The 18,494-nt window shown below is 65.7% G+C and carries 15 protein-coding genes (1 of these 15 running past the window's edge); 2 read left to right on the forward strand and 13 right to left on the reverse strand.

The annotated features are described in order from the left end of the window. Positions 1-609: 609 nt before the first annotated feature. From PJW05_RS00545 to PJW05_RS00605, 13 genes are all read right to left on the reverse strand, one after another. A complete protein-coding gene (locus tag PJW05_RS00545; RefSeq protein WP_442969279.1) occupies positions 610-2,568 on the reverse strand; it encodes a DUF7844 domain-containing protein in 1,959 nt (652 codons plus the stop codon). Between the two features lie 20 nt (positions 2,569-2,588). Then, positions 2,589-2,912: a DUF2388 domain-containing protein gene (locus tag PJW05_RS00550; protein WP_271410008.1), complete on the reverse strand. Its 324-nt coding sequence runs from the start codon at positions 2,910-2,912 to the stop codon at positions 2,589-2,591. A 167-nt stretch (positions 2,913-3,079) separates the two neighbouring features. Next, positions 3,080-3,397 (reverse strand): DUF2388 domain-containing protein, encoded by a 318-nt coding sequence (locus PJW05_RS00555; RefSeq protein ID WP_271410009.1) that lies wholly within the window; start codon positions 3,395-3,397, stop codon positions 3,080-3,082. 163 nt (positions 3,398-3,560) lie between these two features. Beyond that, positions 3,561-3,779, reverse strand: coding sequence for a DUF1127 domain-containing protein (locus PJW05_RS00560; RefSeq protein WP_271410010.1), 219 nt, complete (start codon positions 3,777-3,779; stop codon positions 3,561-3,563). A 315-nt stretch (positions 3,780-4,094) separates the two neighbouring features. After that, a complete protein-coding gene (locus PJW05_RS00565; RefSeq protein WP_271410011.1) occupies positions 4,095-4,310 on the reverse strand; it encodes a DUF1127 domain-containing protein in 216 nt (71 codons plus the stop codon). Between the two features lie 329 nt (positions 4,311-4,639). After that, entirely contained in the window at positions 4,640-6,133 is a 1,494-nt protein-coding gene (locus PJW05_RS00570; RefSeq protein ID WP_271410012.1) for an acetyl-CoA hydrolase/transferase family protein, read from the reverse strand. 490 nt (positions 6,134-6,623) lie between these two features. Further along, entirely contained in the window at positions 6,624-8,060 is a 1,437-nt protein-coding gene (locus PJW05_RS00575) for an NAD(P)(+) transhydrogenase (Re/Si-specific) subunit beta (protein ID WP_271410013.1), read from the reverse strand. Between the two features lie 2 nt (positions 8,061-8,062). Further along, positions 8,063-8,377, reverse strand: a complete 315-nt coding sequence (locus tag PJW05_RS00580) for an NAD(P) transhydrogenase subunit alpha (RefSeq protein ID WP_044405771.1) — start codon at positions 8,375-8,377, stop codon at positions 8,063-8,065. A gap of 11 nt (positions 8,378-8,388) precedes the next feature. Further along, positions 8,389-9,549, reverse strand: a complete 1,161-nt coding sequence (locus PJW05_RS00585; RefSeq protein ID WP_271410014.1) for a Re/Si-specific NAD(P)(+) transhydrogenase subunit alpha — start codon at positions 9,547-9,549, stop codon at positions 8,389-8,391. 547 nt (positions 9,550-10,096) lie between these two features. After that, complete coding sequence (locus PJW05_RS00590; RefSeq protein WP_271410015.1) at positions 10,097-12,613, reverse strand: LuxR C-terminal-related transcriptional regulator; 2,517 nt, start codon at positions 12,611-12,613, stop codon at positions 10,097-10,099. A gap of 158 nt (positions 12,614-12,771) precedes the next feature. Next, positions 12,772-14,142, reverse strand: a complete 1,371-nt coding sequence (locus PJW05_RS00595) for a DUF1329 domain-containing protein (protein ID WP_271410016.1) — start codon at positions 14,140-14,142, stop codon at positions 12,772-12,774. A 17-nt stretch (positions 14,143-14,159) separates the two neighbouring features. Next, positions 14,160-15,926 carry a DUF1302 domain-containing protein gene (locus PJW05_RS00600; RefSeq protein WP_271410017.1) on the reverse strand — a complete coding sequence of 589 codons (1,767 nt, stop codon included), beginning with the start codon at positions 15,924-15,926 and terminating at the stop codon, positions 14,160-14,162. 193 nt (positions 15,927-16,119) lie between these two features. Further along, a complete protein-coding gene (locus PJW05_RS00605; RefSeq protein WP_271410018.1) occupies positions 16,120-17,028 on the reverse strand; it encodes a LysR family transcriptional regulator in 909 nt (302 codons plus the stop codon). A gap of 191 nt (positions 17,029-17,219) precedes the next feature. Here PJW05_RS00605 and PJW05_RS00610 point away from each other — a divergent pair, with 191 nt between their 5' ends. Together PJW05_RS00610 and PJW05_RS00615 are read left to right on the forward strand one after the other, a co-directional pair. Further along, positions 17,220-18,401 carry an acyl-CoA dehydrogenase gene (locus tag PJW05_RS00610; protein ID WP_271410019.1) on the forward strand — a complete coding sequence of 394 codons (1,182 nt, stop codon included), beginning with the start codon at positions 17,220-17,222 and terminating at the stop codon, positions 18,399-18,401. A 60-nt stretch (positions 18,402-18,461) separates the two neighbouring features. Beyond that, positions 18,462-18,494, forward strand: partial view of a CaiB/BaiF CoA transferase family protein gene (locus tag PJW05_RS00615; protein WP_271410020.1) — the 5' portion only. The gene runs 1,191 nt beyond the window's last position; 33 of the gene's 1,224 nt are visible here — the first part of the coding sequence; it begins with the start codon at positions 18,462-18,464; its stop codon lies beyond the right edge, outside the window.

The following is an 18,494-nucleotide window of genomic DNA, read 5'->3' on the forward strand; positions in this document are numbered from 1 at the left end:
ATTCATGGACGTGCGTAGGGTGGATGTCGCTTTTCACATCCACGCCACGGCGTCCGGATGACCCGCGAATGGTGGATCGATGAGGCGTGATCCACCCTACGACGGCACCAGCCTCGGATTCACGGACGTGCGTAGGGTGGATGTCGCTTTTCACATCCACCCGCGGCGTTCGGATGACCCGCGAATGGTGGATCGATGAAGCGTGATCCACCCTACGACGGCACCAGCCTCGGATTCACGGACGTGCGTCGGGTGGATGTCGCTTTTCACCTCCACCCGCGGCGTCCGGATGACCCGCGAATGGTGGATCGATGAGGCGTGATCCACCCGACGACGGCACCAGCCTTGGATTCATGGACGTGCGTAGGGTGGATGTCGCTTTTCACCTCCACCCGCGGCGTCCGGATGACCCGCGAATGGTGGATCGATGAAGCGTGATCCACCCGACGACGGCTCCAGCCTTGGATTCACGGACGTGCGTAGGGTGGATGTCGCTTTTCACCTCCACCAGCGGCGTCCGGATAACCCGCGATGGGTGGATCGATACGAGGTATTCGTAGGATGGGTCGGGCGGCGTTCCGCGAGCGGAGCGAAACCCATGATCGACGCTCAGGGCAGCACCAGACCGCCCGCGTCCTTGTGCAGCTGGCGCAGGTGCGCACCGATGGCTTTGAGGTTGGCCTCGGTGGCGTTCAACTCGGCCATGCGTTGAGGCGCCAGCAGGCTGCGCACCTCGCGGTCGAGGTCGTCGCTGAGTTTGCGCATGGTCTGCTGGCGACTGCGGCTCTCGGCTTCCAGGCGCTGCCATTCGGCGCTCTGCGGCAGGCCATAGCCGCCTTGCAGCATCTCCGCCGGACGGCTGAGGAAGCCGCTGTTGGCGAGCAGCTGTTCCAGGGTGCCGCCGGCCTTGGCGAAGGGCGTTTGCCCGGCCTGCTCGCGGGAACTGAGGTAATTGCGCTTGAGTTCATCCTGGGCCAGCAGCAATTGCCGGCGCTGGGCGGCCTGCTCCAGCAGGAGCAGGGCGGCGCTGGCGCGCAGGTCAGCCTTGGCGATCCAGGGCCGGCGTTGTTCGGCACTGAGCGCCAGCCAGTCCTCGACCTGTTCCTGGGGCACCCGCAGGCGTTCGCGGAGTATTCCGAACATGGCTTGGTAGCGGTCGCGGAAGGAATCGAAGCGATAGCCCAGACGCAGGGCCTCCTTGGGGTCGTCCAGGGGCGTGCGGTCGGCCACGCCACGACCTTCCAGCACTTTGAGCAGGCCGTTGGGCATGATGCTGTCGAGGTCGCGCAGGGCCGGGTGGTCGGTGCCGCTGCGCAGCAGCTTGAGGGTTTCCACCGCGCAGTTGTTGGACAGGAACCAGTAGTCGCCGTCGTAGCTCCAGTGCATCTCGGCGGCATGCTCCACCAGGTGCTCCACCTCCTCGCGGCTGAGCGTGAGCGGCACCGAAGCCAGGCTGCGCAGTTCCACCTTGGTGTATTCCTCGATCACCTGGTGCAGGGGCAGCACGAACAGGCGTGACGGATAGGCGCCGGTGAGGCCGTCCCAACTGGACAGTTGCACGTCGCCGACGAAGGCGCGGTAGGAGAGCACCAGGTGCTGGTCGAGGTCGAGGCGGCAGTCCGGCCCGCGTGGGCGGCCCGGGGCGCAGATCACCAGGCGCAACATGCTGTGGCCCCAGCGGCTGACCCAGTTCTGGTTGGCTTCGGCGAACAGGTAGTCCACTTCATAGACGCGCTCGGGGTCGAGCTTGCCCAGCGGTTGCTTGCCGAAGTCGCGGCCGGCGTTGAGGTAGGCGTAGCCGTCGTTGCACGCGGCCTGCCGGGCGGGTGCCCAGCCGAAGTGTTCGCGGTAATAACGATGCAGCGCCGGGCGTCGGCAGGCGTAGGCCGGGTCGAGGAGGAAGTACTCCATGTTCACCGCGACGAACTCGCGGGGATTGGTCAGCTCGTAAATGTCCGGGCTGCGCGCCACCTGGTGGTTGTCCTGCTCGCGCATGCCGCGCTTGCCGACGTACTGCGGCCAGCCGGCGAGGTCGAGCAGGCGCGGGTCGTCGCTCAGGGTGAAGCGGCGCTCGGTCTGCCCGCGGCAGTCCCCGGGCAGGCCGACCAGGCCACTGCTGGACGCCCGGTTGCGGCAGCGGAACTGCCGCACCCGGTCGCTGGCGGACCAGAGGCGGGCGCGGTCGTAGAGGTGGGCCAGCTCGTGGAGCACGGTGGCGAGCAGCTCGCGGCGCACCGTGCCATGGACGCGGTTGGTCTTCTGCTGCGCCGCGCTGCCATCGGTGAGGCTGGGCAGCAGGTTGCGGTTGAGCACCAGGGCGTCGAAGCGGGTGGCGCGGCCGTAGCCGTTCTCCGGCAGGTCAACGCTCCAGCCGACTTCCACCTGCCGGTCCAGGCGCTGGACGAAAGCCGGCGGCAGGGCAGCCAGGGCTTCATCCAGCAACTGCTGGCTGGCCTGGCGTTGGGCCGGGGTCAGGTCCTCGCCATCCAGCACCAGGCGCAATTCGGCCTGGACGCTGCTGGCCAACAGCAGACCACCCAGGCAGAACAGTCGAAGCCAGGCGTTCAGGGGGCTGCCCTCGCGGCCGGTCAGAGGGCGAGGATGCTTTCCGCCAGGGCCAGGTCGCTGGCCTCGCGGGCTTGCGGGAAGCGCTCGCGCAGAGCGCCGAAGGCCGCCTCCAACTGGGCGCCGCGGATGTCGCCAGCGCTGGCGACGAAGCTGGCCGCGTCGTCGCGGGCGGCCATCACCACCTTCATGTCGCGGATGGAGGTGGTGGTATCGGACGTGAAGTCCAGGGAGCGGTCCAGCGCGCGGACGATGATGTTGCTGGTCGCCACCAGGGTTTGTGCCTGGGCGGCAGCGGCAATCAGGGTAAGGGCGAGGGCTGCGGCGACAGACAGCGGGCGGCGCATGGAGGCTCTCCGTAGGAAATTTCTAAGGGATTGGACGGAATTACCCTTCGGCAGTTCTCTGCTTCTGGGCATCGGGCGCGAAGGTTAGCGGAATGGCCGGTCAAGGGCCAGGCGGCACTGGGCGAGCCACCGTTGGGCCGCGCGAGGGCGCGGCCCGGAAGGCAGGGTCAGAGGGTCAGGATGGCCTGGGCCAATTGCAGGTCGCTGGCAGCCAGTTGCGGCTGGACACTGCGGATGTGTTTGAACGCGGCTTCCAACTGGGCACCCCGGATGTCGCCGGCGCTGGCGACGAAGCTGGCGGCGTCGTCACGGGCGGCGAGGACGATCTTGTCGTCGCTGAAGGACGAGGTGACGTCCGACGTGGCATCCGACGTGGCGCCGATCGCGCCGACGACGGCGTCAGTGGTGACCACGAAGCTGGTGGCCGAGGCGCTGGTGGCGAGCACCAGAAGGGCGGCGGCGCTGAGCAGGCGGAAAGAGGTCATGGGTGGCTCCTTTTGCTGACCGGAGCGGCAATGCGAGAAATGCTGCCGACTGGGTGGAAAGCCTAGTCAAGACAGGGCTTTCGGGCCAGTGCTGGCCAAGCGCTGTTACGCGCTTGGCCGCATTCCGGCTGGTGCCTCTTCCGCGTGGAGGACGAGCACCCGCTCAACGCCAGAAGGGGCGCTCCAGCTCCTGGTAGCGCTCGCTCGGGCTGATCCCCACGTCCGCCAGCGCGCGTGCGTCCAGCTGTGCCAGTTGGCGCCGGGTGCGGGCGTTGCGCCGCCATTGGCCGAGGGTGGCGGCCAGGCGCAGGTACCAGGGGGCTGCGGAGTGGCTGCTGCGCAGTTGGGCGGAGGTGGCAGAGGCAGTGAGGGTGCGGTCCATGACGCTTGTCCTTCCCGCTGCGGTGCGGGGATTGGCTTATGGAGGGTCATGATCGCGTTCACAAGCAAGACTGTGCAGTCACAGACAGATTGAATTGTGCTGTAGCAGATGTGTTTTTGCTGAAACTGTATTGGTCGGATGTGAGCCAGCTGTGCCGGCAGGGTAGGAAGCGGGCAGCGTCCGAGTATTGCCGCGCGGCACCGCAGTGCGGGGCTGTAGGGGTGTTTTACGGAACCGGAAACGACAAAACCCGTCGCGGGCGGCGACGGGTTCGGTCTGCTGTGTTGCTGACGGGCTGTGCGCCCGGCGAACTGCTTAGCGCCAGAAGGGCTTGTTCAGTTCGGCTTCGCGCTGGGCTTCGCTGATGCCGGCGTCGGCCAGCAGGCGGGCGTCGAGCATGGCCAGTTGATGGCGGCTGGCGACGCGACGCTGCCACAGCAGCAGGGTGGAAACGGCGCGCAGGGCCCACGAGGATTTCGGGGATTGTTCGGCGCTATCGAAAATCAGGTCGGAACTGAGGGTACGTTCCATGGCGGCAGGTCCTTCCCGCTTGTGACGGGGCTTGGTTATCAACTGGTGCCTATGATGGACCCGGAACAGCTGCCGCTGTAGTCACAGTTGCTCTAAATTGCTCTGGTGTTGCTTAGCATGCTTATCAACTGTTTTGTCGAAATAATGCTCAGCTGTATGGGTGTGCCATTGAATCACTCGTGATTCAGCATATGGCAATGTTTTTTCCTGTGAATGAGCGAAACAGCAGGGCTTTTGAACGGTACAGTTGCCGATTTTCAGAAACTGTTTTTTGACCCTGTTTTCAGAATCAATACTTACAAGCCTATAACTGTTTCGCTCAGAAGCGGTCAGCTGGCCAGCATTTGACCGGTTTCTTCCAGATTGATGTGCCAGGACATCGCTTCGCGCAGCAGATGCGGGGTGTGGCCGCCCTTGGCGCAGGCTGCACTGAAGTAATCCTGCAGCGCCTGGCGGTAATCCGGGTGCACACAGTTGTCGATAATCACGCGAGCACGCTCGCGGGGCGCCAGGCCGCGCAGGTCGGCCAGGCCCTGTTCGGTGACCAGGATGTCGACGTCGTGCTCGGTATGGTCCACGTGGCTGACCATCGGCACCACACTGGAAATGGCGCCGCCCTTGGCAATGGACTTGGTGACGAAGATGGCCAGGTGGGCGTTTCGGGCGAAGTCGCCGGAGCCGCCGATGCCATTCATCATTTTCGTGCCACCCACGTGGGTGGAGTTGACGTTGCCGTAGAGGTCGAACTCCAGGGCGGTGTTGATGCCGATGATGCCCAGGCGCCGCACCACTTCCGGGTGGTTGGAGATTTCCTGCGGACGCAGTACCAGCTTGTCCTTGTAGCGTTCGAGGTTGCCGAACACGTCGGCGTTGCGGCGCGCCGAGAGGGTGATGGAGCTGCCCGAGGCAAAGCTGAGCTTGCCGGCGTCGATCAGGTCGAAGGTGGAGTCCTGCAGCACTTCGGAATACATGCTGAGGTTCTGGAAGGGCGACTCGATCAGGCCGCACATCACGGCATTGGCGATGCTGCCGATGCCGGCCTGCAGTGGCGCCAGGCTGTTGCTCATGCGCCCGGCATCCACTTCGCGCTTGAAGAAGGCGATCAGGTGATCGGCGATGGCCTGGGTTTCCTGGTCCGGCGGCAGCACGGTGGACAGGGAGTCCGGCTGCTCGGTGATGACGATGGCGGCGATCTTCTCCGGTGGGATCGGGATCGCCGTGCTGCCGATGCGATCGTCCACGCGGGTCAGCGGAATCGGCGTGCGGGTGGGCCTGTAGGTGGGGATATAGATGTCGTGCAGGCCTTCCAGGTTGGGGTTGTGCGCAAGGTTGATCTCGACGATCACCTGCCGGGCGAAGATCGCGAAGCTGGCGGAGTTGCCCACCGAGGTGGTGGGTACGATGTGGCCCTGCTCGGTGATGGCCACGGCCTCGATCACGGCGATATCCGGCAACTTGAGCTGGTGGTTGCGCAGCAGTTCGACGGTCTCGGACAGGTGCTGGTCGATGAACATCACCGAACCGTCGTTGATCGCCTTGCGCAGGGTGCTGTCCACCTGGAAGGGCATGCGCCGGGCCAGCACGCCGGCTTCGGTGAGTTGCTTGTCGAGGTCGTTGCCCAGGCTGGCGCCGGTCATCAGGCTGATCTGCAGTGGTTGTTCCTTGGCGCGGGTGGCCAGCGCCTGGGGCACGGCCTTGGCTTCGCCGGCGCGGGTAAAACCACTCATGCCGACGGTCATGCCGTCCTGGATCAGGGCAGCGGCCTCGGCCGCACTCATCACCTTGCTCAGCAGGGAGGGCAGGCGCACGCGATCGGAGTACATGGGGAAAACCTCGGACAACGGTAGGAGGCGCGCAGTCTAGGGGGTGAGGGTGGGGACGGCTTCTATACCAAGGTCGAAGAAATGGCTCTATTCAGGGCCTTCTGTCGGTTCCATGGCAGAAACCAACTGTAGGAGCGAATTCATTCGCGATTGAGGCGCGAAGTGACTCACGGCTTTTGGGGCAGGCCTTCGGCCTGCTTCGCGAATGAATTCGCTCCCACAATGCTTCGCCCTGAGGAGTGCCAGTCCAAAACAAAAACCCCGGCGCCAGGCCGTAATGCTGTTCACATAAGAAGTAACGGGACTCGATCAGTCCCCTCGCCCCTTTGGGGAGAGGGTTAGGGAGAGGGGGGAAACGACTGTTTCGCAGGGATATCAACCCTCTCCCCCAGCCCCTCTCCCATAAATGGGAGAGGGGAGCGAGTCATGCGCGCTTAAGTGAACAGCATTACGGCGCCAGGCCGGGGTTTCTGGGATCGCGGTACAGGGCTTAGTCGACAGCCTTGACCATGTCCTCGATCACCTTCTTGGCGTCGCCGAACACCATCATGGTCTTGTCCATGTAGAACAGTTCGTTGTCCAGGCCGGCGTAGCCACTGGCCATGGAGCGCTTGTTGACGATGATTGTCTTGGCCTTGAAGGCTTCCAGGATCGGCATGCCGGCGATGGGCGACTTGGGGTCGTTCTTCGCCGCCGGGTTGACCACGTCGTTGGCGCCCAGGACCAGCACCACGTCGGCCTGGCCGAACTCGGAGTTGATGTCTTCCATCTCGAACACCTGCTCGTAGGGCACTTCGGCCTCGGCCAGCAGGACGTTCATGTGGCCCGGCATACGGCCGGCTACCGGGTGGATCGCGTACTTCACGTTGACACCGCGATGGCTCAGCTTCTCGGACAGCTCCATCAGCGCGTGCTGGGCACGGGCCACCGCCAGGCCGTAGCCGGGGACGATGATCACGCTGTCGGCGTTGGTCAGCAGGAAGGCGGCGTCGTCGCTGGAGCCGGACTTCACCGGACGCTGTTCCTTGCTACCCGCTGCGGCACCTGCGTCGGCTTCGGCGCCGAAGCCACCGAGGATGACGTTGAAGAAGGAGCGGTTCATCGCCTTGCACATGATGTACGACAGGATCGCACCGGAGGAGCCCACCAGGGAGCCGGCGACGATCAGCATCGAGTTGTTCAGCGAGAAGCCGATACCGGCCGCCGCCCAGCCCGAGTAGCTGTTCAGCATGGACACCACGACCGGCATGTCGGCACCACCGATCGGGATGATGATCAGCACGCCGATGACGAAGGCCAGGGCCACCAGCAGGGCGAAGGCGCCGATGTTGCCGGTGAAGGTGAAGTACAGGCCCAGGCCGATGATGGCCAGGCCCACCAGCAGGTTCAGCTTGTGCTGGCCGGCGAACTGCACCGGGGCACCCTGGAACAGGCGGAACTTGTACTTGCCGGACAGCTTGCCGAAGGCGATCACCGAGCCGGAGAAGGTGACGGCACCGATGGCTGCACCGAGGAACAGTTCCAGGCGGTTGCCGGCCGGGATGGCGTCGCCCAGGGCGGCGACTATGCCCAGAGACTGGGGCTCGACCACGGCGGCGATGGCGATGAACACCGCGGCCAGGCCGATCATGCTGTGCATGAAGGCCACCAGCTCCGGCATCTTGGTCATTTCCACGCGCTTGGCCATGATCGAGCCGGCGGTGCCGCCGACCAGCAGGCCGACGATCACGTAGCCGATGCCCTGGGTGGCAATGTCCGCGCCCAGCTTATAGATGAGGCCGACGGTGGTGACGACGGCGATGGCCATGCCGACCATGCCGAACAGGTTGCCGCGACGGGACGAAGTCGGGTGCGACAGGCCCTTGAGCGCCTGGATGAAGCACACCGAGGCGACGAGGTAGAGAACAGTGATCAGGTTCATGCTCATGGTCAGTGTTTCTCCGCGGCCGCTTTCGGCGCTTTCTTCTTGAACATTTCCAGCATGCGACGGGTGACCAGGAAGCCACCGAAGACGTTTACTGCGGCCAGGGCCACGGCCAGGGTGCCCATCGCCTTGCCCAGCGGGGTGACGGTGAGGGCGGCGGCCAGCATGGCGCCGACGATCACGATGGCCGAGATGGCGTTGGTCACGGCCATCAGCGGGGTGTGCAGGGCCGGGGTGACGTTCCACACCACGTGGTAGCCGACGTAGATGGCCAGCACGAAGATGATCAGGTTGTAGATGCCGTCGGAAATCAGGTCCATGGTCTCTATCCTTATGCGTTCTCTTTGCGCGGAGCAGTGGACGCGGCGGGAGCGCCGTTGCTGCGCACAACGTTGCCGTCGCGGCACATCAGGCACGCGGCGACGATGTCGTCTTCGAGGTTGATGGTGAGCTGGCCGTCCTTGTCGATGACCAGCTTGAGGAAGTCCAGCAGGTTGCGTGCATAGAGGGCCGAGGCGTCTGCCGGCACCATGGCCGCCAGGTTGCTGTGGCCGACGATGGTCACGCCGTGCTTGATCACCACCTGGTCGGCTTCGGTCAGCGGGCAGTTGCCACCCTGGGCTGCGGCCAGGTCGATGACCACGGAGCCCGGCTTCATTTCGGCGACAGTGGCCTCGTGCAGCAGCGTCGGCGCCTTGCGGCCCGGAATCAGCGCGGTGGTGATGACGATGTCGGATTGCTTGGCGCGCTCGTGCACGGCCTTGGCCTGGCGTTCCATCCAGGATTGCGGCATCGGACGGGCATAGCCGCCGACACCCTGGGCGCATTCGCGCTCTTCATCGGTTTCGAAGGGCACGTCGACGAACTTGGCGCCGAGGGACTCGATCTGCTCCTTCACCGCCGGGCGCACGTCGGAGGCCTCGATCACCGCGCCCAGGCGCTTGGCCGTGGCGATGGCCTGCAGGCCGGCGACGCCGGCGCCGAGAACCAGCACGCGGGCGGCTTTCACGGTGCCGGCGGCGGTCATCAGCATGGGCATGAAGCGCGGGTAGTGGTTGGCCGCCAGCATCACCGCCTTGTAGCCGGCGATGTTGGCCTGGGACGACAGCACGTCGAGGCTCTGGGCGCGGGAGGTGCGCGGCGCCGCTTCGAGGGCGAAGGCGGTGATGCCGCGGGCGTTCATGCGCGCGATGGTCTCGTTGCTGAAGGGGTTGAGCATGCCGACCAGTACGGCACCGGCGCGCATGTGCGCCAGCTCGCCCTCGGTCGGGGCAACCACCTTCAGCACCAGGTCGGCGCCGAAGGCAGCCGCGTCGTTGCCAATGGTGGCGCCGACGGCCTCATAGGCGCTGTCCGGGATGCTGGCGTTGACGCCGGCACCGCTTTGCACCGTCACCTGGTGGCCCTGGCTCACCAGCTTCTTGATGGTTTCGGGCGTCGCGGCAACCCGCGTCTCGCCAGCTTGGCTTTCGAGAGGAACACCGATGTGCACTTCAAATCTCCTGCGTGATCGATCTGGTGAACCAGTGCACTGCGGATGGTGCTCTGGCGAGGCGGATCCGCCTTTCAACAGCCTGGTATCGCAACAGCCGAAACCTGGGTGGCGCGGCATTCTGCAATCGGAACCGCAACTGCTTCAAGCAGTTCTGGAGTAAAACTTTCTAATAACTACAAGTCATGATCCGACTTCGTATTCCCAGCTTCCGTTCCAGGCCTCGTCGTCGCTGGCGAAGCGGGTCTTTTACCGGAAATTCCGGTGTCGGGTTCCATCCCCCGGCTGAATGACTTTCCATCAAGGCAGCGCCAGTACGGGCTTGCAGTCCGTAACATCCTGCCGTTAATGGCTGTGGCACTGTTAATCAGACTTTTTAATAGTTGCCATAAGGCTGCGGAAAATGGGCCTTCTGTAGCTTTTGTAAATGCCTGACTACAGGGTCAGGAATTGCTGTGGGGGCCATTCCTACAGGCAAGCGTAGTTCGCCCGCAGGCCAGCAGCATCGCGGGCTGCGCCATTTTGTCGCGGGGCGCTGGGGAGGCGGCTAGACCAGCAACCCCAGGCTCTTGGCGCGCATCACCGCCTGGGTGCGGCGTTTCACGCCGAGCTTGCTGTTGATCTTCTTGGTGTGGGTTTTCACGGTGTTGACCGAGATGAACAGCTGGCCGCCAATCTCCAGGTTGGAGAAGCCTTCGGCCAGCAGTTGCAGCACGGCGCGCTCACGCTGGCTGAGCAGGCTGGACGGGGCATCGGCTGTCACGCCGCCGTCCCGCAGCGGGTGATCCCGCAACAGGCCGTGCATACCCAGGCGTTCGGCCTGCTCCAGGGCCTGGCGTTCCAGCTGGCCGGCGTCGGGCCGACCCAGGGCTTGCCCGGCAGCGGCCAGGGCCAGTTGCACTTCGCACCCCAGCGGCACGAACTGCAGGGTCTGGCAACGCTCCAGCAGGGGGCGCAGCAGGGTTTCGGCCTGCTCGGGGTGGCCGCCTTCCAACTGCGCCCGTGCCAGCAGCAATTGGTTGCGCAAGGGCAGGGCGGGGTAATCCAGCGGTGCCATCCAGGCGTGCTCGCCGGTGAAGTAGCGCTGGATGCGCAGGGCCACTGGCTCGATGCGCTCCCAGCGGCCCTGGCGGGCCAGCACGCGCATGCGTTGCAGGTGCAGCACGCCACCGTAGATGTAGCGCCAGACCTGGCGGCAATGCATCTGCCGCTCGGCTTCGCGCAGTTCCAGGAAGGCCTCGTCGAACTGGCCGCGACGGGCGTACAGCTCCGCCAGGCCGAGGAAACCGTGCAGGACGAAGGGGTCGTGGCAGTCCTGGGCCTGCTCCAGGCCGGCCTGCAGGGCGCCCTCGGCGTCGTCCAGGCGGTCGGCGATCAGGTGCAGCTCGGCCTGGATCAGGTGCAGGCGGCCGAGCATCAGGCTGTCCACCTGCTTGCGTTGGCCGATCAGCGCGAAGCTCTGTTCCAGCAGGCTCTGGGCGCGGCCGAACTCGCCGCGGAGCAGCAACAGGCGGATGCGGTCCAGGTTGATCAGCACCTCGAACAGCAGGCTGCCCTGGCGGCGGGCGATCTCCAGCGCCTTGTGCAGGTGCGGTTGCGCGTCCTCCGGGGCGCCGCTGGCCATGGCGACCCGCGCCAGGCTGGAGTAGCAGAACAGGATCGGCATCCAGTCGTGCTCGGGGAGGTGCTCCAGGGCCTCGCTGCAGTACTGCCGCGCGCGGGATGGGGACTGGCTGCGCAAGGCCGCAAGCACGCCTTGCAGCGCCTGGCAGTTGGCCAGCAGCTTGCGGTTGCGCTGGGCGGTGGGTTGCGGGAGGAAGTGGCCGAGCTTGGCGATGCAGGCTTCGGCTTCGTCCAGGCGCCAGGAGATCAGCAGGCCCCAGGCATTCAGGCTGAGCAGGCGTGGTGTGCTTTCCAGCAGCGCGATGGGCAGGCGTGACCGCCAGGCGAGGAGGCGGGCCAGGTGCTGTTCGCCGGTCAGCCATTCCTGGCCGAGGTGTTCCAGGTAGTTCGCCGCCGCTTCCGGCCGTCCGGCGCAGAGCGCCTGTTCGATGGCTTCCTCCACCTGGCCGCTGGCGATGAACATGCGGCAGGCACTGAGGTGCAGGCGGGAGGCGGCGGCGTCGCTGAGGCGGTGGCGCAGGGCCCGCGCCACGGCGGGCAGCACGCGGTACCAGGTGCCGTGTTCGTCCAGCGGCATGCAGAAGGCCTGGCGTGCCAGCAGGCGCTCGAAAAGTCCGGCGCCGTCGCTGTCTTCCCAGAGGTGCCGGCAGAGCTCGGCGGAGACCTTGGGCAGGTGGGCCAGGCCGAACAGGCAGTCGGTTTCCTCGGGGCTCAGGCGGTTGAGCAACTCGTGGTCGAGGTATTCCTTGAGCCAGCAGTGCTGGGCACTGGCGCTGGCCGGTGCCTTGCCGGACAGGTGCAGGCGCACGCCGGCGCACCATCCTTCGGTCTCCTGCCAGAGTTCGTCGCGCAGTGCGACGCTGAGGTGCGGTGCCAGTTGCTCCACCAGTTGGTCGTGCTGCTGGCGGTCGAAGGCCAATTGGGTGGCATCCAGCTCCAGCAGCTCGCCGGCCAGCAGCAGGCGAGGAAGGTTCCAGTCCGGCCGCTGGCGCACGCTGACCAGCAGGCGCAATCCCGGCAGGGCCCGCGCCAGGAGCTGGTCGATGCACTCGTCGAGGCTGGCCGGTGGCAGGCCGGGGTAGTCGTCCAGTACCAGCCAGACCCGTTCACCGCGCTGGGCGAGCAGCTGTTGCATGGCCTGGGCGGCAGGCAGGGGCGGGATGCGCTCGTTCAGTTCGACGGCCAACTGGGCGAGCAATTGCTCCGGGGTCAGCGGCTGGTTGGCGAGGTTGAGCCAGATGACCGGCGCGGGGCCGGCCTGGGCGCGGAGGAATTCGTTGAGCAGCACGCTCTTGCCGAAGCCGGCCGGTGCGCAGAGCAGGCGTAGCCGGGCATCCTGGTCGGCAAGTCGTTCGACCAGCCGGGGGCGCGGGACGTGGGCCGGAGGCAGGCGTGGCAGGCGCGTCTGGGGGGCGCGCGGTGTCTGGCCGTGGCGGGGCATGGCGGTTCTCGCAGCGTTGTTGTTATGGATGAACCGGACTTGCGCAGACTAGACGGCCCCAGGGTGGGCTTGAAGCAGCATGGGCAGCGCTTATGGCGCGCTATAAGAGGGATGGCCGGAAGGGAGGGGGCGCCCCAGGACGGGGCGCCCGGAGGGCATCAGCGGATGCCCGCGTTGCGCAGGGCGGCAGGCGTGTAGTCGGCGCCGGTGGCGGCGAAGCCGAATTCGATGCCGTGTTTCTCTTCGTTCTTCAGGCCGAGCGCGATGTAGCGACCGGCGATGATGTCGTAGAGAGCCTCCACCGCGTAGCTGCTGACCTGACGCTGGTAGTGGTAGCTGGCGTGGCCTTCGCCGACGCGCCAGAGCTGGCCGCGGCCGTCGTAGTGATCGGCATAGGCGATCTGCCAGCTGTCTTCGTCGATGAAGAAGTGGCGCTTGGCGTAGATGTGCCGCTCGTTGGGCTTGAGGGTGGCGACCACCTCCCAGACGCGGTGCAGCTCGTAGCGGGTCAGGTCCTGGTTCAGGTGGCCCGGCTGGATGATCTCCTTGTAGGTGAGCTTGGGCGATTCCAGCTTGTAGCTGTTGTAGGGGATGTACATCTCCTTCTTGCCCACCAGCTTCCAGTCATAGCGGTCGGGGGCGCCGGAGAACATGTCGAAGTTGTCGGCGGTGCGCATGCCGTCGGCGGCAGTGCCGGGGCCGTCGTAGGCCACCTGCGGGGCACGACGCACGCGGCGCTGGCCGGCGTTGTAGAGCCACGCCAGGCGCGGTTCCTTGACCTGGTCGATGGTCTCGTGAACCAGCAGCACGTTGCCGGCCAGGCGCGACGGCGCCAGGACCCGCTGCTTGAAGTACAGCAGCACGTTGGCCGACTTGTCCTTGTCCAGTTGGGTCATGTCCGCGGGGAAGGCCACTTCATCCTCGAACTGCACCGGGGTGAACGAGCCATTGGTTTGCGGAGTGGCCTGCACCACCAGGCGCCGGGCGTTGCCGCCGCGGTAGCGGGTGATGTGGTTCCACATCACCTGGACGCCATCCTTCGGGATGGGGAATGCGTAGTAGTGGCTTTCGGCGAAATTGGACAGGCCGTTGCCGCCGTCTACCGGTTGGGTGTTGAGCGCGCTTTGCTTGGCGGCGTCGTAGATCGCCTGGGGCGCCGCGGCGCTGCGGTGGCTGGGATAGACCGGGATCTTGTAGGTGCTGGCATAGCGCTTGAACAGGGCCATCTGCCCGGGGGACAGCTTGTCCTTGTACTGCTCGGCGTTGGCGGCGGTGATGGTGAACAGGGGCTGCTCGTTGGCGTAGGGATCGCCGATGAAGCCCTTGGCGTCGACCGTGGCGGCGTTGGTCGGCAGTCCGCCGGTCCAGGCCGGGATGCTGCCGTCGGCATTGCCGCCCTTCTCCGCCCCCAGGGGCGTGAGGCTGGCGCCGAGCTGCGCGGCCTCCTCCTGGGTGACAGCGGCCATGACGTTGGCGGCGATCAGGCTGAGGGCCAGGACGCCACTGTGCAGGATGCTTCTCTTGGTCATTCCGGGAATCCTCGCGATCAGAAGTTGAGGCCGAAACTGAGGGCGACGAAGTCGCGGTCAGTGATCGTGTTGTAGTGGCCGCCGAAGAAGTCGGTGTACGACAGGCTGGCGGTGTAGGTGTTCTGGTATTCGGCGTTGAGGCCGAGGCTGATGGCCTTGGAGCCTTCGTTGAAGTTCGGCCCGTAGCCGTCCACGTCATGGGACCAGGCGATGCTCGGGGTCAGGTTGATGCCGGCGAAGACGTTGCTGTAGTCCAGGCTGGCGCGGGCGCGGTAGCCCCAGGAGCTGCTGGTGTAGAAGCCCTTGTCGTTGCACTCGCGCTGGGCTGGGCTGGCGGCGGTGAGTGCCAGGCACAGGGGCTGGGAGGAGAGCTGGCCCGGGCCGTAGATGGGGTCGCGACCGTAGCGCAAATCGCCGATGTCGTCGCTCAGCCCGCCGATGTGGTTGTAGCCCACCTCGCCCACCAGGGTCAGGCGGCTGGCGCCCAGCACCTGGTCGACGAACTGGGTGGCGGTGACCTGCGCCTGGGTGACCGGCTTGCGGGTGTAGCCGTGCAGTTCCTCGCCCGCGCGGTTGCGGGCGTGGCCGCTTTCGAACACCGGCGAGACCGGAACGGCGAGGGCGGCGAAGGACAGGTCGGTGCTGTTGATCTGCAGCGGCATGTTCGGCCGATAGCTGACTTCGCCGGCCACCGAGGTGCCTGCGACGTTGGTCTGGAAGCTCAGGCCGTAGAGGCGGATGTCCTCGGGGTACTCGATGAAGTAGCGCGCACCGGGGGCGCCCGGAATGATCGCGGCGCTCGGGGTGGTGGTGCGAATGGTGCTGAAGACCGGGTTACGGCTGTGATAGTTCATCGCATAGGCGCCGAACTCGGTGTCGTTCAGCTCGGTCACGAACCAGCGCAGGGCCACGCCGAACTGGCCGCTGTCACGGGCGTCGCGGTCGCCGGCGCGGGGGATGTAGAGCGTGCCGCCGGTGTTCGTGGAGACGCCGGGCGGCAGGTCCGGTCCGTTGACCACCAGGCGGTCGACGCAGCCATCGGCCACCACGTCCGAGGTGGAGAAGAAGGTGCCGCAGTTGTCGGCCACCGTCTGGTCCCATTCCAGCTGGTAGAAGGCCTCGGCAGAGAGATTGTCGGTCAGGCTCTGGGACAGGTAGATCATGTTCACCGGGATCAGGCCTTCCTTGATCTCGGCGCCCGGACGGCGGAAGGCCGCCACGTCGATCGGGTTGATCGAGTTGATGCTGTTGCCGATGAAGGTGCTTTCGCCCCAGCTCACCACCTGCTTGCCGATGCGGAAGCTGCCCGGCAGGTCGCCCAGGTTGTAGTTGTGGTAGAGGAAGGCATCGAGTAACTGCGCCCCGGAGGAGCGGGCGCCTTCCTTGCGGTTGTGATCGTCGATGTCATAGAAGAGCCGGTGCTCATCCTTCAGTTCGAAGTCGTACCAGTACTTGCCGCGCAGGAACACGCCGGTGTCGCCGTACTTGAGTTCCAGGTCGTGGATGCCCTTGAAGATCTTCGAGAAGGTCTCGCCCTTCTTGAAGTTCAGGCGGCCGTCGTCCGAGGTGCGCGAGAGTGCCTCGCCTCCGCTGGCGGTGGAGATGAACTCCGGGTCCGCCGAGCGCACGGCCCAGCTGGCGCCGACCGAAAGCGACGAGTCGAACTGGGCTTCGATGTCTCCGATGTTGAATGCGATGGCATGGGCCTGGGCGCTGCAACCCAGGGCGACGGCGGCGGCCAGCGTGTGCGGCCGGAAGATTCCGCGCATTGTTCTTGTTGTCATGCGGCTCTCCAGAGCGGGTCTTGGGAGGCCTCATGCTAATCAGCCGCCTCTAGCGCCATAACTGCCTGAACGGGCGATTTCGCCACTCACCCGAGTGGGTGATGTGGCTGCTGGAGCGGGGCGCCGGAAGGGCTTTCGCCGCGCATCTTCCGGGCCGCGCGGCGCACGCTGCTACCTGAGGTTACAGCCGGCGTCAGTCCAGCCCGGCCTCGCGGCGGTAGTGGTGGGCGGCGTCCACCAGCCAGTCGCGGAAAGCGCCGAGGGCGGCGGATTCGAGCTTGCGCTCGGGGACAATCAGGTAATACGCCTTGTCACTGCGGAAGCTATGGGGGTGGGCGACCACCAGGCGGCCGTCGGCCAGCTCGCGCTGGATCAGGAAGGGCGGGATCAGCGCCACCCCCATCTCGTGCATGGCCGCCTGGGCGAGCATGGAGAACAGCTCGTAGCGCGGCCCACTGAGGTCGCGGGCCACGTTCATCCCCAGTGAGTTGAACCACTGGCGCCAGGCATAGGGGCGGGTGGTCTGCTGCAGCAGCGGCAGGCGGGCGATGGCCCCGGCATCGAGGCTGCCGGCGCCTTCCAACAGGGCCGGACTGCACACCGGCACCGAATGTTCGTGCATGAGGAAATCGGCACGGGTGCCGGACCATTCGGCGTCGCCGAAATAGATCGCGGCGTCGAACTCGGTATCGGCGAAGAGAAAGGGGCGGGTGCGGTTGGTCAGGTTCACCGTGACCTCGGGATGCAGACGCTGGAAGTCCTTCAAACGGGGTACCAGCCACTGGGTGCCGAAGGTGGGGACGATGGCCAGCTCGACGGTCATCGCACCTTGCTGGCCCATCACCGCCAGGGTGTCACGCTCCACCGCGTCGAGCTGCGCGGCGATGCGCCGGGAATAGGCCAGGCCGGCTTCGGTCAGCTTCACTCCGCGCCGTGAGCGGCGGAACAGTTCCAGACCGAGGAACTCCTCCAGCCCGGCGATCTGTCGGCAGATGGCGCTCTGGGTCAGCGCCAACTCATCGGCCGCCTTGGTGAAGCTCTGGTGGCGAGCGGCGGATTCGAAGGCGACCAGGGCGGCGGTACTGGGGATCTTCCGACGCATGCTGTACCTCTGCATCACAAATCATGGCTTGAAAGTGGGAAATATGGCGTTACGGAGTGAGAAATTAGCACAACATAATGCGAAATCCTCGTTTGTCCGACAGGGCCTAGGCTGTCTAGGATGCGTCGACACTAACAAGGCAGGGTCTCGACAGGGCCCGCCCCTTGAACCCGCTTACCGAGGACACTCCCATGGCCGCCAAAGCAAGCTTCAACTGGATCGACCCGCTGCTGCTGGACCAGCAGCTCACCGAAGAAGAGCGCATGGTGCGCGACAGCGCCCAGCAGTTCGCCCAGGACAAGCTGGCTCCGCGCGTGCTGGAAGCCTTCCGTCACGAGCAGACCGACCCGGCGATCTTCCGCGAGATGGGCGAGACTGGGCTGCTCGGCGCGACCATACCGGAGGCCTATGGCGGCAGCGGCCTCAACTATGTGTGCTACGGCCTGATCGCCCGCGAAGTGGAGCGTGTGGATTCCGGCTACCGCTCGATGATGAGCGTGCAATCTTCCCTGGTGATGGTGCCGATCAACGAATTCGGCACCGAGGCGCAGAAGCAGAAGTACCTGCCCAAGCTGGCCAGCGGCGAGTGGATCGGCTGCTTCGGCCTGACCGAGCCGAACCACGGCTCCGACCCGGGCTCGATGATCACCCGCGCGAAGAAGGTCGACGGCGGCTACCGCCTGACCGGCGCCAAGATGTGGATCACCAACAGCCCGATCGCCGACGTCTTCGTGGTCTGGGCCAAGGACGATGCCGGCGAGATCCGTGGCTTCGTTCTCGAGAAGGGCTGGCAGGGCCTGTCCGCGCCGGTCATCCACGGCAAGGTCGGCCTGCGTGCCTCCATCACCGGCGAGATCGTGATGGACAACGTGTTCGTCCCGGAAGAGAACGCCTTCCCGGATGTGCGCGGCCTGCGCGGCCCCTTCACCTGCCTGAACTCCGCGCGCTACGGCATCGCCTGGGGCGCCCTGGGGGCCGCCGAGTTCTGCTGGCACACCGCGCGCCAGTACGTGCTGGACCGCAACCAGTTCGGCCGTCCGCTGGCCGCCAACCAGTTGATCCAGAAGAAACTGGCCGACATGCAGACCGAGATCACCCTGGCCCTGCAAGGCTGCCTGCGTCTCGGCCGGATGAAGGACGAAGGCACGGCGGCAGTGGAGATCACCTCCATCATGAAGCGCAACTCCTGCGGCAAGTCCCTGGAGATCGCCCGCCTGGCCCGCGACATGCTGGGCGGCAACGGCATCTCCGACGAGTTCGGCGTGGCGCGCCACCTGGTCAACCTGGAAGTGGTGAACACCTACGAGGGGACCCACGACGTCCATGCGCTGATCCTCGGTCGTGCGCAGACCGGTATCCAGGCGTTCTTCTGATCCTCCTTCGGGCCTCCTTCTATATAGAGGCGGGGCCCGTACCCTTTCCCAGGTGATCCCATGGCTGGTGCACTCTCCCATATCCGCGTGCTC

It is taken from the genome of Pseudomonas sp. Q1-7, assembly GCF_028010285.1.
GTDB lineage: Bacteria > Pseudomonadota > Gammaproteobacteria > Pseudomonadales > Pseudomonadaceae > Metapseudomonas.

Coding starts and splice junctions, on each gene's coding strand:
- PJW05_RS00550 (WP_271410008.1), bottom strand. CDS start 2,912: ATGCGCCGCCCGCTGTCTGTCGCCGCAGCCCTCGCCCTTACCCTGATT.
- PJW05_RS00555 (WP_271410009.1), bottom strand. CDS start 3,397: ATGACCTCTTTCCGCCTGCTCAGCGCCGCCGCCCTTCTGGTGCTCGCC.
- PJW05_RS00560 (WP_271410010.1), bottom strand. CDS start 3,779: ATGGACCGCACCCTCACTGCCTCTGCCACCTCCGCCCAACTGCGCAGC.
- PJW05_RS00565 (WP_271410011.1), bottom strand. CDS start 4,310: ATGGAACGTACCCTCAGTTCCGACCTGATTTTCGATAGCGCCGAACAA.
- PJW05_RS00570 (WP_271410012.1), bottom strand. CDS start 6,133: ATGTACTCCGATCGCGTGCGCCTGCCCTCCCTGCTGAGCAAGGTGATG.
- PJW05_RS00575 (WP_271410013.1), bottom strand. CDS start 8,060: ATGAGCATGAACCTGATCACTGTTCTCTACCTCGTCGCCTCGGTGTGC.
- PJW05_RS00580 (WP_044405771.1), bottom strand. CDS start 8,377: ATGGACCTGATTTCCGACGGCATCTACAACCTGATCATCTTCGTGCTG.
- PJW05_RS00590 (WP_271410015.1), bottom strand. CDS start 12,613: ATGCCCCGCCACGGCCAGACACCGCGCGCCCCCCAGACGCGCCTGCCA.
- PJW05_RS00595 (WP_271410016.1), bottom strand. CDS start 14,142: ATGACCAAGAGAAGCATCCTGCACAGTGGCGTCCTGGCCCTCAGCCTG.
- PJW05_RS00600 (WP_271410017.1), bottom strand. CDS start 15,926: ATGACAACAAGAACAATGCGCGGAATCTTCCGGCCGCACACGCTGGCC.
- PJW05_RS00605 (WP_271410018.1), bottom strand. CDS start 17,028: ATGCGTCGGAAGATCCCCAGTACCGCCGCCCTGGTCGCCTTCGAATCC.
- PJW05_RS00610 (WP_271410019.1), top strand. CDS start 17,220: ATGGCCGCCAAAGCAAGCTTCAACTGGATCGACCCGCTGCTGCTGGAC.